Annotated in this window: 14 protein-coding genes and 1 pseudogene; 10 read left to right on the top strand and 5 right to left on the bottom strand. The window is 67.4% G+C overall.

The window, feature by feature from the left end; translation table 11 throughout:
- The first annotated feature begins 1 nt into the window (after position 1).
- The 3 genes and pseudogenes from ligA (at position 2) to H0T81_RS04025 (ending at position 4,274) form a co-directional block, all read left to right on the top strand.
- Entirely contained in the window at positions 2-2,041 is a 2,040-nt protein-coding gene (gene ligA / locus H0T81_RS04035; RefSeq protein WP_294010097.1) for an NAD-dependent DNA ligase LigA, read from the top strand.
- Positions 2,042-2,099: 58 nt separating this feature from the next.
- Positions 2,100-3,374 (top strand): annotated as a pseudogene (locus H0T81_RS04030) (S9 family peptidase); the annotation flags it as partial.
- Positions 3,375-3,515: 141 nt separating this feature from the next.
- Positions 3,516-4,274: a prolyl oligopeptidase family serine peptidase gene (locus H0T81_RS04025; protein ID WP_366474084.1), complete on the top strand. Its 759-nt coding sequence runs from the start codon at positions 3,516-3,518 to the stop codon at positions 4,272-4,274.
- Here H0T81_RS04025 and H0T81_RS04020 read toward each other — a convergent pair.
- The 3 genes from H0T81_RS04020 to H0T81_RS04010 are packed head-to-tail and all read right to left on the bottom strand — an operon-like array spanning position 4,189 to position 7,128.
- Positions 4,189-5,100, bottom strand: coding sequence for a 50S ribosomal protein L11 methyltransferase (locus H0T81_RS04020; RefSeq protein WP_294010095.1), 912 nt, complete (start codon positions 5,098-5,100; stop codon positions 4,189-4,191). The genes H0T81_RS04025 and H0T81_RS04020 overlap by 86 nt on opposite strands.
- Positions 5,097-5,801 carry an SDR family oxidoreductase gene (locus tag H0T81_RS04015; RefSeq protein WP_294010093.1) on the bottom strand — a complete coding sequence of 235 codons (705 nt, stop codon included), beginning with the start codon at positions 5,799-5,801 and terminating at the stop codon, positions 5,097-5,099. Before H0T81_RS04015 ends, H0T81_RS04020 begins: the two co-directional genes overlap by 4 nt.
- A 37-nt stretch (positions 5,802-5,838) precedes the next feature.
- Entirely contained in the window at positions 5,839-7,128 is a 1,290-nt protein-coding gene (locus tag H0T81_RS04010; protein ID WP_294010092.1) for a methyl-accepting chemotaxis protein, read from the bottom strand.
- A gap of 221 nt (positions 7,129-7,349) precedes the next feature.
- Here H0T81_RS04010 and sdhC point away from each other — a divergent pair, with 221 nt between their 5' ends.
- The 4 genes from sdhC (at position 7,350) to H0T81_RS03990 (ending at position 10,888) form a co-directional block, all read left to right on the top strand.
- Entirely contained in the window at positions 7,350-7,721 is a 372-nt protein-coding gene (gene sdhC, locus H0T81_RS04005) for a succinate dehydrogenase, cytochrome b556 subunit (RefSeq protein WP_294010090.1), read from the top strand.
- Positions 7,718-8,113: a succinate dehydrogenase, hydrophobic membrane anchor protein gene (gene sdhD / locus H0T81_RS04000; RefSeq protein WP_294010088.1), complete on the top strand. Its 396-nt coding sequence runs from the start codon at positions 7,718-7,720 to the stop codon at positions 8,111-8,113. The genes sdhC and sdhD overlap by 4 nt, the downstream gene beginning before the upstream one ends.
- Positions 8,110-9,921, top strand: a complete 1,812-nt coding sequence (gene sdhA, locus H0T81_RS03995; RefSeq protein WP_294010087.1) for a succinate dehydrogenase flavoprotein subunit — start codon at positions 8,110-8,112, stop codon at positions 9,919-9,921. Before sdhD ends, sdhA begins: the two co-directional genes overlap by 4 nt.
- A 70-nt stretch (positions 9,922-9,991) precedes the next feature.
- Positions 9,992-10,888 (top strand): LOG family protein, encoded by an 897-nt coding sequence (locus H0T81_RS03990; RefSeq protein WP_294010086.1) that lies wholly within the window; start codon positions 9,992-9,994, stop codon positions 10,886-10,888.
- 51 nt (positions 10,889-10,939) lie between these two features.
- Here H0T81_RS03990 and H0T81_RS03985 read toward each other — a convergent pair whose 3' ends face one another.
- Together H0T81_RS03985 and H0T81_RS03980 are read right to left on the bottom strand one after the other, a co-directional pair.
- Positions 10,940-11,641: a cytochrome c family protein gene (locus H0T81_RS03985; protein ID WP_294010084.1), complete on the bottom strand. Its 702-nt coding sequence runs from the start codon at positions 11,639-11,641 to the stop codon at positions 10,940-10,942.
- Positions 11,642-11,744: 103 nt separating this feature from the next.
- Positions 11,745-12,749, bottom strand: a complete 1,005-nt coding sequence (locus tag H0T81_RS03980; protein ID WP_294010082.1) for an A/G-specific adenine glycosylase — start codon at positions 12,747-12,749, stop codon at positions 11,745-11,747.
- Positions 12,750-12,776: 27 nt separating this feature from the next.
- Between H0T81_RS03980 and H0T81_RS03975 the strand changes: the two genes are divergently transcribed.
- From H0T81_RS03975 to H0T81_RS03965, 3 genes are all read left to right on the top strand, one after another.
- A complete protein-coding gene (locus H0T81_RS03975) occupies positions 12,777-13,337 on the top strand; it encodes a DciA family protein (RefSeq protein WP_294010080.1) in 561 nt (186 codons plus the stop codon).
- A gap of 4 nt (positions 13,338-13,341) precedes the next feature.
- A complete protein-coding gene (locus H0T81_RS03970) occupies positions 13,342-14,073 on the top strand; it encodes a thioredoxin domain-containing protein (protein ID WP_294010078.1) in 732 nt (243 codons plus the stop codon).
- Positions 14,074-14,097: 24 nt separating this feature from the next.
- Positions 14,098-15,476, top strand: a 1,379-nt coding sequence (locus H0T81_RS03965) for an AAA family ATPase (RefSeq protein WP_294010076.1), incomplete at its 3' end; no start/stop codon positions are given.

The following is a 15,476-nucleotide window of genomic DNA, read 5'->3' as shown; positions in this document are numbered from 1 at the left end:
AATGGCGGCCGGACTGACCCAAGCCGAGGCGGCGGAGCGGCTGGCGTGGCTGGCGGAGGCGATTGCCCGCCACGACCGCCTGTATCACGACCAGGACGAGCCGGAGATCAGCGACTCGGATTATGACGCGCTGGTGCGCGAGAATGCCGCACTCGAAGCGCAGTTTCCCAAGCTGGTCCGAGCCGACTCGCCTTCGAGGCGGCTCGGGGCGGCGCCGACCTCGGCCCTGGCCAAGGTTGCCCACGCACGCCCGATGCTCAGCCTCGAAAACGCCTTCTCGGCGGAAGCAGTCGCCGAGTTCGTCGCTCGAATTCGCCGCTTCCTGTCGCTGTCGCCGGACGAACAAGTGGCGGTGACCGCCGAGCCCAAGATCGACGGCTTGTCCTGCTCGCTGCGCTACGAGGGAGGCGAGCTGGTCCTTGCCGCAACGCGCGGCGACGGGTCGGTCGGCGAGGACGTGACGGCCAACGCGCGCACCATCGGCGACATCCCGCAGCGCATCGCCGGCGCTCCCGACGTGCTCGAGCTGCGCGGCGAGGTTTACATGTCGAAGGTGGATTTCGCGGCGTTGAACGAGCGGCAGCAAGCGGCGGGCGGCAAGATCTTCGCCAACCCGCGCAACGCCGCGGCGGGCTCGCTTCGCCAGAAGGATCCGGGCGTCACCGCGGCGCGCCCGTTGCGCTTCCTCGCCCACGGCTGGGGCGAGCTGTCGGCGCCGCTGGCCGCGACCCAGCTGGAAGCGATGCAGGCCATCGCCCGACTGGGATTGCCGGTCAGCGACTTGTTCAAGCGCTGCTGCGGGTTCGACGAAATGCTCGATCATTATGCGGCGATCGAAACGTGCCGCGCCGACCTGCCGTATGACATCGACGGAGTTGTCTACAAGGTCGACCGCCTCGACTGGCAGGAACGGCTGGGCCAAGTGGCGCGGGCGCCGCGCTGGGGGCTGGCGCACAAATTCCCGGCCGAGAAAGCCGAGACGACGCTCGAGGCGATCGACATCCAGGTCGGCCGCACCGGCAAGATGACCCCGGTCGGTCGGCTGAAGCCAGTTGGCGTCGGCGGAGTGATCGTCGCCAACGTCACCCTGCACAACCGCGACGAGATCGCTCGGCTCGGGCTCAGGGTCGGCGACCGGATTCGGATCCAGCGCGCCGGCGACGTCATCCCGCAGGTAATCGAGAATCTGACCGCGAAGGAAAAGCGACCGGCTTACCTGTTCCCCGACCATTGTCCCGAGTGCGGCAGCGAGGCGGTTTCGACCGAGGGCGAGGTCGACGTCCGCTGTACGGGCGGCCTCGTCTGCCCCGCGCAGCGCATCGAGCGCTTGAAGCATTTCGTCAGCCGTGGAGCGCTCGACATCGACGGACTTGGCGAGAAGACGATCGTCGAGTTCGCCGAGCTGGGCTGGCTGCAATCGCCGGCCGACATTTTCCGCCTTCACCGGCACCGCGCCGAGCTTCTCCAGCGCGAAGGATGGAAGGAGAAATCGGTCGACAACCTCCTCGCCTCGATCGAGGCCCGGCGCGAGCCGGACCCGGCGCGGTTTCTGTTCGCGCTCGGGATTCGCCATGTGGGCATCGTCACGGCCAAGGATTTGATGCGCGCGTTCGGCACCGTCGAGGCATTGCGAAACGCGGCGACCGGCGACAGTGCGCAGGCCGAGCTATCCTGTGTCGAGGGCGTCGGCCCGGTCGTTGCCGAGGCTCTCGTCGACTTCTTCCACGAACCCCACAACCGCGAGGTGCTCGACGATCTGCTGAGCAAGGTCCGGCCGCAGCCGTTCGTCTCGCAGGCCCGCCAGACCGAATGGAGCGGCAAGACCATCGTCTTCACCGGCAGCCTCGAGACAATGAGCCGCGACGAAGCTAAAGCCCAGGCCGAACGACTTGGAGCGCGCGCCGCCGGCTCGGTCAGCGCGAAGACCGACCTGGTCGTCGCCGGCCCGGGCGCCGGCTCGAAGCTCAAGAAGGCCGCCGAGCTCAAAGTTCCAGTGATCGGCGAAGACGAATGGGCGAGGATCGTCGCCGAGGCTGGCTGACCTTGCTGAACAGCCCTATTGCCATGCGAGGACATTTTTGGAGTTCCCGGGAGGGATCATGAAACGATTGATGATTCTGCTGGTGCTTGCCGCCGCTCCAGCGCTGCTGCACGCCCAAGCTGCGCCGCCGACGGCGCCCACACCGCCGGTGGTCGCGAAGAAGCCGTTCACCGTCAAAGGCCCGGTCGAGCGCAACGACGAATATTATTGGCTGCGCGACGACGCTCGAAAGCAGCCGGAGATGCTCGCCTATCTCAGTGCCGAAAACGCCTATGCGGACGCGGTCCTGGCGCCGCTGAAGCCGCTCGAGGACAAGCTGTATTCGGAGATTGTCGGCCGCATCAAGCAGGACGATTCCAGCGTCCCGGTGCGCGAGCGTGGGTATTATTATTACACGCGCTACGAGGTCGGCGGCGACTATCCGGTGGTCGCTCGCCGCAAGGGCAGCATGAAGGCGCGCGAGCAGGTGATGCTCGATCAGCCGGCGATGGCCAAGGGGCACGGCTTCTTCGCCATCAGCGACTAGGCCGTCAGCCAGGACAACCGCCTGCTCGCTTATGCCGAGGACCTTGTTGGCCGCCGGCAATACAAGATGAAGGTCAAGGAGCTCGCGACCGGCAGGGTCCTTCCCGACACCGTCGAGAACGTCGAACCGAACCTCGTCTGGGCGGACGACAATCGCACCATCTATTACGTCGAAAAGGATCCGGTGACCCTGCTCAGCAAGCGGGTGAAGGCACACGTGCTTGGAACCGCCGCTTCGGCCGATCGCCTGATCTACGAAGAAAAAGACGACAGCTTCTACATGGGCATCGGCCGCACCAGCGACGACAAGTTCATCTGCATTTTCCTCGGCGGCACGGTCAGCAACGAGCAGCGCTGCACGAGTGCTTCCAGGCCCAGGGAGTTCACGGTGCTGGCGCCGCGTGAGCGCGACTTCCTCTACACCGCCGACCATGTCGGCAACCGTTGGGTGATCCGCACCAATTGGAACGCGCCCAATTACCGGCTGATGACGGTAGGGGACTCGGCGAACGCCGGCGGCCGGAGCGCCTGGGCAGACCTCGTCCCGCACGATCCCAAGGTGTTCATCGAGGGTTTCCAGCCGTTCAACAGCTTCATCGGCATCGAGGAGCGCGCCGCCGGCAACAAGCGCCTGCGGCTGCTCGCCAACAGCGGCGCAAGCAGCCTCGTCAGTTCTGAGGAGCCCGCCTACACGATGAGCCTCGGCGACAATCTCGAAGTCGCAAGCACAAAGCTCCGCTACACCTATGACTCGCTGACGACTCCCAAGATTACCTACGAAGTGGATTCGCGGACCGGCGTCCGCACGATCCTCAAACGCACCCCGTCACCGAATTATGATCCGGCCAACTATGTGACCGAGCGGGTGTGGGCGCCCGCGCGCGACGGCACCAAGGTGCCGGTGTCGCTTGTCTATCGCAAGGGCTTCACGCGCGATGGAACCGCGGCGATGCTCCAATATGGCTACGGCAGCTACGGCTACTCGACCGACCCGGCGTGGCAGCCGCAAATCCCGAGCCTACTCGACCGCGGCATGGTCTATGCGATCGCGCATATCCGCGGCGGACAGGAAATGGGCCGCGCCTGGTACGACCAGGGACGCCTGCTGAACAAGAAAAACAGTTTCACCGACTTCATCGACGCGACGCGCTTCCTGACCAGCCAGGGCTATGCCGCGAAGAACCGGGTAGCGGCGCAGGGCGGAAGCGCCGGGGGCCTGCTGGTGGGCGCGGTCGCGAATATGGCTCCGCAAGACTATCGCGTGATCATCTCGCACGTGCCGTTCGTCGATGTGGTGACGACCATGCTCGATGCGTCGATTCCGCTTACCACCAACGAGTATGACGAATGGGGAAATCCCGCTGAGCGGCAGTTCTACGATTATATGCTCTCCTATTCGCCGTACGATCAGATCCGCCCACAGGCTTATCCTGCGATGTTCGTTGGCACCGGGCTGTGGGACAGCCAGGTGCAGTACTATGAGCCGGCGAAATATGTCGCTCGCCTGCGGGCAACCAAGACCGACCGCAACCCGCTGCTGTTTCGGGTCAACATGGAAGCCGGCCATGGCGGCAAGTCAGGGCGCTTCCGGCGTTACCGTTCGATCGCAGAATATTACGCGTTCATGATGAGCCAGTTGGGAGTTTCGAGCGAGCCTTCGCCAGGGTCAGCACCGGCCATTCCCCAGGACGGCGGTCAGCGAGGCTGAAGCCGCACTCGTCATAGGCGCGGATGACCGCGTCCGCCTGGGTGTCGAGCAGCCCGGCGAGGATGACGGTGCCTTCATCCAACAGCGCTCCGGCGAAGTCGGGCGCGAGCTCGATCAACGGGCCGGCGAGAATGTTGCCGATGATCAGGTCGAAGGGCGCGCGCGCGGCGACCAGCGGCGATTCCATGCCGTCCGCGACGGCCAGCAGCAGTTCGCCGGTTCCGTGCCCGAGCTTGATGCCGTTGATCGCCGCGTTGTCGCGCGCAACTTCGATCGCGACGGAATCGATGTCGGTCGCGATGCAGCGCGCTGCGGGCCACAGCGCCAGCGCGGCGAATGCAAGCAGGCCGGTACCGGTGCCGACGTCGGCGATGTTGGCGAAATGGCGCCCGTCGCTCTCAAGCTTGTCGAGCGCCTCGAGGCAGCCCGAGGTGGTCGCATGCTGGCCGGTGCCGAAGGCGAGGCTGGCGTCGATCTCGAAGGCCGTGCTGCCGGTCGGAGCGGCGCCGCGGTGGGTCGGAGTATGGACGACAAAGCGGCCGGCCCGGATCGGCTGCAGCCCGGACTGGCTCATCTCCACCCAGTCGTCCTCGCCGAGCTGCTCGACCTTGGCCGCGCCGCATCCCAGGCGCGCGAGCGCTTCCAGCACCTCCGCCGACGGTTGCTTGTCGAAATAAGCGTGCAGCAGCCATTCATTGGGCCGGTCGGGGTCCGGCTCGTCGGCGACCAGCACCGGCTGCGAGTCCCCCATCGGCATCAGCTCATGAGGGTCGGGCAGCGATTCCGCCTGGACGCGCGTGCACGGCAGGGTCGCCCGCCAGCTCATCGGACGTAGCTGGCACCGTTGACATCGACCACCGTGCCGGTCGCCGACGCCGGCGCAGCGACCGCCAGCCAGCGAATGGCCTCGGCGACCTCGTCGGTCGTCGCGACTCGGCCCAGCGGAATGTCGGCGACGATCTGCGCGCCGCCGCGGCCGGCCAGATATTCGTCGGTCATTTCGGACACGGTGAACCCGGGGCAGACCGCGAATGCGAGGATCTGCTCGGCCGCATAGCCGCGGGCGATGGTCTTGGTCATGGCGATCAGCGCCGCCTTCGAGGCCGCATAATGCCAGTGCTGCGGCGAATCGCCGCGGTAGGCTGCGCGGCTGGCGACGTTGACGATCCTGCCGCCGCCTCCGCGGTCGCGGAAGTGGCCGATCGCATACCGGCTGAGGTCGGCCGCTGCCTGGAGGTTGATGGTGAGGGTGCGCTCCCAGGCGGAGTGCCATTCCTCGTCTGGAGCATCGTCGGCGACTGCCTCGTAGATCCCGGCGTTATTGACAAGCGCGTCGACTTGGCCGCCGAATCGTTTCAGCGCGGACCCCCACAACGACCGCGGAGCCTCCGGATCGGCGAGATCGCCCGCGACCAGCTCGTCGGTGCCGCGAGTCGAATGACCAATAACTTCGTGGCCGGTCGAGCGGAGGAGGTGGTACGCGGCCGCGCCGATGCCGCGGCTCGCTCCGGTGACAAGAATGTTCATTCGCCCCGACTAGCCGCGCTCCGCGGCCGGGGAAAGATCAGGCGGCGATGCCGCTGACGAACTCCTTGGTCGTCGACTTGAAGTCCGAGATCTGCTCGCTGAAGCGGCCGAAGCCGTGCTCCACCTCGTCGATGTCCTTGGCGACATTCTCGGTGTCGGAGCGGATGGCGGCGATCGTCGAGCTCATTGAATCGGCGGCAAGCGCGGTTTCGTCGACGGCGGCGGTGATCATGGTCACCGTCTGCGCCTGAAGCTCCATCGCTTCGCGGATCCGGTCGGCGGAGGTCTGCACCTCTTCGACCGTGCCCTGGATCGAGCTGTTGGCCTCGACGGTCTGGCGGGTCGCCTGCTGGATCGCGGTGATCTTGTTGGTAATGTCGTCGGTCGCCCGAGCGGTCTGCGAGGCGAGGCTCTTCACTTCCTGGGCAACGACCGCGAAGCCGCGGCCGGCATCGCCCGCGCGGGCCGCCTCGATGGTCGCGTTGAGGGCGAGCAAGTTGGTCTGGCCGGCGATGTCGCGGATCAGGCTGAGGATCGATTCGATCGCTTCGACGTGGCTCGACAGCGCCTGGCTCACCTTGACCGCTTGCTCGGCCTGCCCGCCGGCGCGAATCGCCACGTCTGCAGCGGTCTCGACCTCGGTGCGCGCGTCCTCGATCGCTCGGATCAGTCCGGCGGCGGTCTGCGCGGCCTCGCGCATCGCCACCGCCGACTGCTCGGCGGCAGCGGCGACTTCGCTGGTCTTGCCGAGCATCCCGCGGGCCGAAGCGGCGGTTGCGCGGGTGCGGTCGGTCAGCGCCTTCGACTGCTCGGTGCTGGCGCGGACGAGGTCGGCGACGCGGCGCTCGAACTGCTCGCTCTGGCGGCCGCGCTGGTCGGCGGCTTCGTTGGCCTCGAGCAGCGCGATCTGGGCGAGGATGATGTCGAGGCTGAAGCTCATCATGCGGTGGAAAGTGTCGATCGCCGCGATGCGGCCGTCGGCGCGGCCGGCGAAGCAGTCGTCGAACCCGCGAACCACGTCGCGGACCATGCGGGCGCGGGCGACGGTGAACTCCGGAACGCTGCGCTTGGCCGCGAACATTTTCAGGCCCTGGTCGGCGACCGAGCGGACCCATGCTTCGTCGACCGGCTGGGTGAAATACCTGGCGCCCAGGCATCCGACATCGTCGCCGAAGTGGGTGCGCGCAGCGGCCTCGATGACCGGTCCGGCATCGTCCCACAGTTGGCGCAGCGAAGCCTCGAAGCGGCCGTCGTCGCCGTAGGAGGCGATGCGCGCCGCCACCTGCTCGTTGGTCAGCCGCTGCAGATGTCCAATGTCGCCGCTCATTCGTGGGTCTCCGTCATTCACTTGGCGCCAAACTTTGATCGAGCCCGCGTTGTGCCCCTGAAATGGTTAAGACCGGGTTAGGCGAGCAGCATTCTTGCCTCGCTGCGGGCGGAGCCCTAAGCGGTCCTCGGCCGGCGCGCCCCGTTTGCCGGCCGGTCAAGCCGAGCTCAGAAAGGCCCCGCCCAATGGCCACCGAACATTCCCGGCCCTCCTCGCGGCCAATGTCGCCTCATCTGACCGTCTGGCGCTGGGGGCCGCATATGCTGGTCTCGATCCTCCACCGAATGACCGGCGGAGCGCTCGCCGTGGCGGGGCTCGCGGTTCTGACCTGGTGGCTGATGGCGATCGCCGCCGGCGCCGACGCTTATGCCGATTTCACCAAGGCTGTGACGCATCCGGTCGGCCTGGTGGTTCTCGTCGGACTGACCTGGGCGTTTTTCCAGCATCTGTTGTCGGGCGTCCGCCATCTGGTGATGGACACCGGCGCTGCGTTCGAGCTCGACACCAACAAGCGGTTCGCGGTGTTGACGCTGGTCGGCTCGCTGGTGCTGACCCTCGCCATCTGGGTGCCGGTGCTGGGAGGCCTGCTGTGAGCGTCGGCGAAAGCACGACACCATTGGGCAAGGTCCGCGGTCTCGGATCTGCGCGCGAGGGCGGCGAGCATTGGCTTGCCGAACGGGTAACCAGCGCCGCGCTGCTGCTGCTCGAGTCCTGGCTGATCGCATCCTTGTTCTTCCTGCCCTCGCTCGACCAGCGCACGCTCGCCGAATGGCTTGCAACACCGACCGGAGCCGTGCCGATGGCGCTGTTCGTGATCGCCTCCTTCGTCCACGCTCTCGACGGGATGAAGGTGATCGTCGACGATTATGTGCACGATGAGGGCAATCGCTTCGCGCTCAACACCCTGCTGTTGTTTCTCGCCGTCGGCGGCGCGTCACTCGCTTTGTTCGCGCTCGGCCGAATCGCGTTCGGGGGAGCGGCTTGAGCAAGTACCAGGTCATCGACCATGTCTATGACGTGGTCGTGGTCGGCGCCGGCGGGGCGGGTCTTCGGGCGACAATGGGCGCGGCCGAGAGGGGCCTGAAGACCGCCTGCGTCACCAAGGTCTTCCCGACCCGCAGCCACACGGTCGCAGCGCAGGGCGGGATCGCCGCCAGTCTCGGCAACATGGGGCCGGACCACTGGACCTGGCACATGTACGATACGGTCAAGGGCTCCGACTGGCTCGGCGACCAGGACGCGATCGAATATCTGTGCCGCGAGGCGCCGGCCGCGGTCTACGAGCTCGAGCATGCCGGGCTGCCGTTCAGCCGCACCGCGGACGGCCGCATCTACCAGCGCGCGTTTGGCGGAATGACCCAGAACATGGGTGAGGGCCCGGCCGCTCAGCGCACCTGCGCCGCAGCGGACCGAACCGGCCATGCGATGCTCCACACGCTCTACCAGCAGAGCCTCAAATACGACGCCGACTTCTTCATCGAATATTTCGCGCTCGACCTGATCATGGACAATGGCGCCAATGCGCCCGAATGCCGCGGAGTCGTCGCTCTGTGCCTCGACGACGGCTCGGTGCATCGCTTCAGCGCGCAGGCGGTGGTGCTCGCGACCGGCGGCTACGGCCGCTGCTATTTCTCCGCCACGTCCGCGCATACCTGCACCGGCGACGGCAACGCGATGGTGCTCCGAGCCGGGCTTCCGCTGCAGGACATGGAGTTCGTCCAGTTCCACCCGACCGGCGTCTACGGCGTCGGGGTATTGATTACCGAAGGCGCTCGCGGCGAAGGCGGCTATCTCACCAACAGCGAGGGCGAGCGTTTCATGGAGCGCTACGCTCCGTCGGCCAAGGACCTCGCGTCGCGCGACGTCGTCTCACGCTCGATGGCGATGGAGATCCGCGAGGGTCGCGGCGTCGGCGAGCACAAGGACCATATCTTCCTCCACCTCGATCATATCGATGCGAAGGTGCTCGCGTTGCGGCTGCCGGGGATCACTGAGACGGCGATGACCTTCGCCGGGGTCGATCTGACCCGCCAGCCAATCCCGGTGGTGCCGACCGTCCACTACAACATGGGCGGGATCCCGACCAATTATCACGGCGAGGTCGTCACCCTTCGGGACGGCAATCCCGAGGCGATCGTCCCGGGCCTGTTCGCGGTCGGGGAGGCGGCCTGCGTCAGCGTCCACGGCGCCAACCGGCTGGGCTCGAACAGCCTGATCGACCTGGTCGTGTTCGGCCGCGCCGCGGGCCACCGGCTCGGCGAGGTGATCAAGCCCGGAGCGCTTCGCGATCGGCTGCCCAAGGAGGCCGGCGAGCTGTCGCTCGAACGCCTCGACCGCTTCCGCAATGCCGACAGCGGCAGCCCGACCGCGGCGATCCGCGAGCAGATGCAGCGTACCATGCAGGCCGATTGCTCGGTGTTCCGAACCGAAGCGACGCTCGCCGGGGGCATGGCAAGGATCGACCAGGTGTTCGCCCGCATGGCCGATGTCCACGTCACCGACCGTAGCCTCGTCTGGAACAGCGACCTGGTCGAGACTCTCGAGCTCGACAATCTCCTCGCCCAGGCGGTGGTGACCATGCATTGCGCGGCCAACCGAAAGGAAAGCCGCGGCGCCCACATGCGCGAGGACTACCCCGAGCGCGACGACGAGAACTGGATGAAGCACACGGTCGCCTGGTTCGAAGGCTGGGGCGGCAGGGGCGGGAGCGTTCGAGTCGACTACCGCCCGGTCCACGAGTTCACGCTCACCGACGACATCGCGTACATCGAGCCCAAGGCTCGGGTGTACTGAAAACCAGCGGCCTGAATGGCTTGCGGCGGGGCTGTTGGGGAATGTGCGCGGCTCGGCTAGACGCTGGGCAATGACCGAAGCTGTCCCACCCGAGCGCATTTTCCCGACCTCCAAGGTCGATGCGCAATCCGCCAAGCATGTGCCGTCCAGTCCGCAGACCGAAAGCGACGCCTACAAGCTCGCTTTCCAGGATACCGACTTCCTGCTTCGGCCCGACCTCCGCCCGGTCCGCTTCCAGCTCGAGCTGCTGAAACCCGAGCTGCTGCTCGACGAGGCGAAAATCCGCTCGATGCTGGTGTTCTACGGGTCGGCGCGAATCCCGGCTCCCGACATGGCCGACGCGCTGGTCGCGGCCGCGACCGACGACCAGCAGCGCGCGGTCGCCGAGCGGCTCAAGGCCAAGTCGCGTTACTACGACGTTGCCTACGATCTCGCCCGGCTCGCCAGCCGGACTCCGCCCGACGCCGACGGCTGGCGCAATTTCGTCGTCTGCTCGGGCGGCGGACCGGCGATCATGGAAGCGGCCAACCGCGGCGCCGTCGACGAGGGGCGCGAGACGATCGGCTTCAACATCGTCCTCCCCCACGAGCAATTGCCCAACCGCTACGTGACCCCGGAACTGAGTTTCCAGTTCCATTATTTCGCGCTGAGGAAGATGCACTTCCTGCTCCGCGCACGTGCGGTCGCGGTATTTCCCGGCGGTTTCGGCACGTTCGACGAGATGTTCGAGCTCCTGACCCTGATCCAGACCGGCAAGGTACGACCGCTGCCGATTCTGCTGTTCGGCCGCGAGTTCTGGTCCAAGGTGGTCGACTTCCAGGCGCTGGTCGACGAGGGCGTGATCGCGCCCCACGACCTCGACATCTTCCACTGGTGCGAGGATGCCGGCGAAGCCTGGGACTATGTCACTCGCTATTACGAGGAGCACCCGGCTCCCGAGCGGGTTCGGACCGGGCCACCCGAATAGTCGTCAGGCGCGCGCGGCGTTGCTCATCGCTTCGGGCCGCTTCGCCGGCTGCTAATTCTTGTCGACCCCCGACGGGCCGCTCACCTTCGGTGCTCCCGAGCCGCCGACATTCTTGGGATTGGTTCCCGCCTGCTGCTCATCGAGCACCGGCTCCTTCTCGCCGGTCTGCGGGCCATCACCGGTGCCGGTGCCGGGCTTGTTGGCGGCCGCGTCATCGGCGGCCTCGGCCGGTGGCGGCGGGACCGGCAGCGGCGAATTGTCCCGCGAATTGAGGAAGGCCATGACGTTCGCGCGGTCCTCGGGCTTGCTCAGTCCGGCGAAGGTCATCTTGGTGCCGGGAGCGAATTTCTTTGGGTTCGCGAGCCACTCGCTCATCGTTTCCCAGTCCCAGGTGCCGCCCTTCTCCTTGAGTGCGGGCGAGAAGGCGTAGCCCGGTTGGCCGGCGATCGGATTGCCCATCACTCCGTGCAGCGCCGGGCCAAGCATATGAGCTCCGCCGGGCTCGGCGTTGTGGCAGGCGGCGCATTTCTTGAAGACCTGCTCGCCCGCGGCCGCGTCGGCGCCGGCGAGGTAGAAAGCGATCGGCTTGGGGGCGGTTGCATCGCCGCCTTCAACAACGACGCCTTCGATCGGATAGCCCAAAACTTCCGGCCGCTCGGCGTGGAACACTTCGCCGGCCAGGAGCGACGAGCCGAGCGCGATGATCCCCGCAAACAGCACCCAGCCGGAGATGGTCGTGAAACGGTCGTTCATTCAGATCCCCGCTCGGGCTTACGGACGTCAGGCAAGGCCGACGAATGTCGTGGAGTGGCCTGCCCTTTAGGCAGGAGTCCGGGCTTCTTCAAGCGCTCGCCGGTCAGGCTGCGCGGCGGTCTTCGGAGCGGGCCAGAACGAGCTCCGCCGCCCGCCTGTAGAGAGTTGGCAGGCCCACCTCGCCGAGGCGGTCGAGTGGCTGCCACCAGCCGTCGTCGGGCGCTTCGCCGCCGCTGACCACGGCCAGTTCGAGGGCGAAGTGGCTGAAGACATGGCGGACATGGGCCAGCGGCGGCGAGGGCAGGGGCTGCACCAGGTCCGTCCAGTCGCTGCCGGGCAGCGCCGCCATGGCGCCGAGCATTCCTCTCGGCGGTCGGCGCACGAGCCACAATGCGCCGTCGCGCTCGATCCACCGGGCGATCCCGTGCCGCGTCGGTCTCGCCCGCTTCACCCTCGGCTCCGGAAACTCCTCGGGGCTCCCACTGGCGCGGGCCGCGCAGTCCTCTCGAAGCGGGCAGACCGGGCATTCCGGAGCCCGCGGCCGGCAGATGGTTGCGCCGAGGTCCATCATCGCCTGAGCGAAATCTCCGGCCTGATCCGGCGGGGTCATCGTTTCGACGAGGGCGCGGATGTCGCTTCGGCTTGGCTGCTTGAGTCCGTGCAGCCGGGCGACCACTCGCGCGACATTGGTGTCGACGACCGCCGCGGCGCGGCCGAATGCAATCGCTGCAATCGCCGCGGCGCTGTAGTCGCCGATGCCGGGAAGCGCTCGAAGGTCGGCTTCGCTCGACGGAAAGCCGCCGCGGGCCGCGACTTCGCGCGCGCAGACGATCAAATTGCGGGCCCGGGCGTAATATCCGAGCCCCGCCCATTCGCAGAGGACGTCCGCGTCGCCGGCCGCGGCCAGCGCGTCGACGGTCGGCCAGCGGGCAACGAAGCGCTCGAAGCGCGGAGCGACCGTGGAGACGGTGGTTTGCTGCAGCATCACTTCGCTCAGCCACACCCGATAGGGGTCCGCCCTCGGCTCCCCGGGGAGCGCTCGCCAGGGCAATTCGCGGGCGTGGCCAAGATAATGGTGGATCACTCGATTTGCGGCATTGGCGGGCACGCTCCGGCTATGGCATGGTCGCCGCAAATGTCGAAGCCCCGCCGACCAACGACCAAGGATTCCGACGCTCCCCGGAGCGGCCGGGCGCGCGCTGCCGGCGACATCGTCGGCAAGATCGGCGGCATGGCGTTCAAGCGCTTCGGCTTCGTCCAGGGCGCGGTCGTCAGCCGCTGGGGCGAGATCGTCGGCGAACGCTACGCGAAAGTCTCATCGCCGGAATCGATCCGTTTCCCCGCGGGGCGCAAGTCGGGCGGCGTCCTGACCCTGCTGGTCGAAGGCGCGCATGCGCCTTTGATGCAGCATCTGACGCCGCTGATCATCGAGCGGGTCAACCGCTTTTTCGGTTATGAGGCCGTCAACCGCCTGGTGTTCCGCCAGGGCCGGCCGGCCGCGCCCCCGGAGCCGGTCAAGCGGCCCGAGCTTCGGGCAGTGCCCAAGGAGCTTGGCGAGGGACTTCGCCAGATCGCCGATCCCGAGCTCCGCGCCTGCCTTGAATCGCTCGCCGCCAGGCTGGATTCGAGCCAGGGTCCGCCGTCGATCGAGACGCCCGAAGACAATCCCGTCCCAGTCATCATCCGGAGTGAATGATCTGATGAAGCGCACTCATCTTCTCATCGCCGCCGCAGCGGTCTTTGCAAGCGCCGCGTGCAACGGCGACAAAGGCTCGGATTCGAACCGCCCCGCCGCCAAGGTCGAGGCCGTCGCTCCGCCGCAGGGCGGGGACTGGGCGCAAGTCGTCACCCAGACGCCTGCCGGCGGGTACATGATGGGCAATCCCGACGCGGCCGTGAAGCTAGTTGAATATGCGTCGATGACCTGTCCGCATTGCGCCGAGTTCGCCGAAACCGGGGTCAAGCCGCTGGTCGACAAATATGTGAAGAGCGGCCGCGCCAGTTTCGAGCTCCGCAACTACGTGCGTGATGGCCTGGATATGGCATTGGCGCTGATCGCCCGTTGCGGCGGCCCACAGCGCTTTTTCCCGCTGACGGACGCGATGTTCACCAGCCAGCGGGAGTTTTTTGAGCGGGCGCAGGCCGCTCCCGCGGAGCAACAGCAGGCGCTGTCTCAGTCCGCCCAGGGTTATGCTCAGCTCGCTGGGCTGCAGTCTTGGGCCGCTCAGCGCGGCGTGCCGTCGGCGCGCCAGCAGCAATGCCTTTCCAACCAGGCCGAAATCGACAAGCTGGTCCAGATGACCACCGACGCGACGAACCAGTATCCGGATTTCCCGGGCACTCCGACGTTCACCATCAACGGCAAGATGGTCGAGGACGGCGGCACATGGGCGCAACTTGAGCCCAAGCTCCGCGACGCGCTCGGCGACTAGGCGGAAGCAGCGGGGAGCGCGGCCTTGAAGATCCGGCGGCTGAAGCTCAGCGGCTTCAAGAGCTTCGTCGAGCCGTCCGAGCTGCGGGTCGAGCCTGGGCTGACCGGGATCGTCGGCCCCAACGGTTGCGGCAAGTCGAACCTCCTCGAGGCGATTCGCTGGGCGATGGGCGAGGGCAGTCCGAAGTCGCTGCGCGGCGGCGGAATGGAAGACGTGATCTTCGCCGGCACCGCTACTCGCCCGCCGCGCGACTTCGCCGAAGTCTCGATCCTCGTCGAGCGCGACCGCAGCGATGATGGCCGCGGCGGCGAGGAAAGCGAGGTCACCCGCCGAATCGAGCGGGGGGCCGGCTCCGCGTACCGGATCGACGGGCGCGACGTCCGCGCCAAGGACGTCGCTCTGCTGTTCGCCGATGCGGCGACCGGAGCGCATTCGCCGGCGCTGGTCAGCCAGGGGCGGATCGGCTCGGTGATTGCCGCCAAGCCGACCGAGCGCCGCCAGATGCTCGAGGAAGCGGCCGGGATCGCCGGCCTGCACGCCCGCCGCAAGGACGCCGAGCAGAAACTCCGAGCGACCGAGGCTAATCTTGCCCGGCTGGCCGAAATCCTCGCCGAGCAGGACGCCCGCGCCGGGGCGCTTCGTCGGCAGGCCCGGGCGGCCGAGCGCTACCGCCAGTTGAGCGACAAGATCCGAAGCGTCGAGGCGCGCCTGGTGCACGCGCGCTGGGTCGAGGCCGATCGCGCCGCCGAGAGCGCCAGCGAAGAGGCAAAGGCTGCCGGCGAGCAAGTGACGAGCCTCCACCAAGTGGTGGCCGAAGCGCAGTTCAAGCAGCAGCAGGCGGCGGCTCTGCTCGCCGAGCGGCGCAGCGAGCTTGGCGAGGCGCGGGACTCGGCGCTCAATCTCGCTCACCGATTGGCGTCGGCTCGGGCGCGGCGCGATACCGCCATTCGCCGCCTCGACGAGCTCGAGCGGCTGGATTCATCGCTCGCCGCCGACATTGCCCGCGAGGAAGCGCTGCAGTGCGACGCCGAGCGGGCGATCGCGCAGCTCGAAGAGGAGCGCGGGATCATCGAACGGCGGCTGGTCGATGCGGAGTCGATCGCGGCGCGGATTGCCGCAGCGCTCGGCCAGCTGGAAGCCCTGTCGCGCGACGCCGAGACGGCGCTCGCCGAATTGCTCGCCCGCCAGGCGGCAATGCGCGCCGAGCGCCGAGTCGCCGAGGCGGCGCTCGAGGCCGCGCAGGCGCAGTTCGCGCGCACCGAGCAGGAGCGCGCGCGCCTGGCCGAACAGCTCGAAGCGTTGGGCGATGGCGGCGAGCAGTCGAATGCCCGCGAACAAGCCGAGCGGAGGGTCAGGGCGGCCGCCCAGGCGCTCGCCGACGCCGATGAGCGGCGAGTCCAGGC

It is taken from the genome of Sphingomonas sp., from assembly GCF_013812825.1.
Classification (GTDB): Bacteria; Pseudomonadota; Alphaproteobacteria; order Sphingomonadales; family Sphingomonadaceae; genus Sphingomicrobium.
This window is presented reverse-complemented; position numbering and strand designations above follow the sequence as displayed.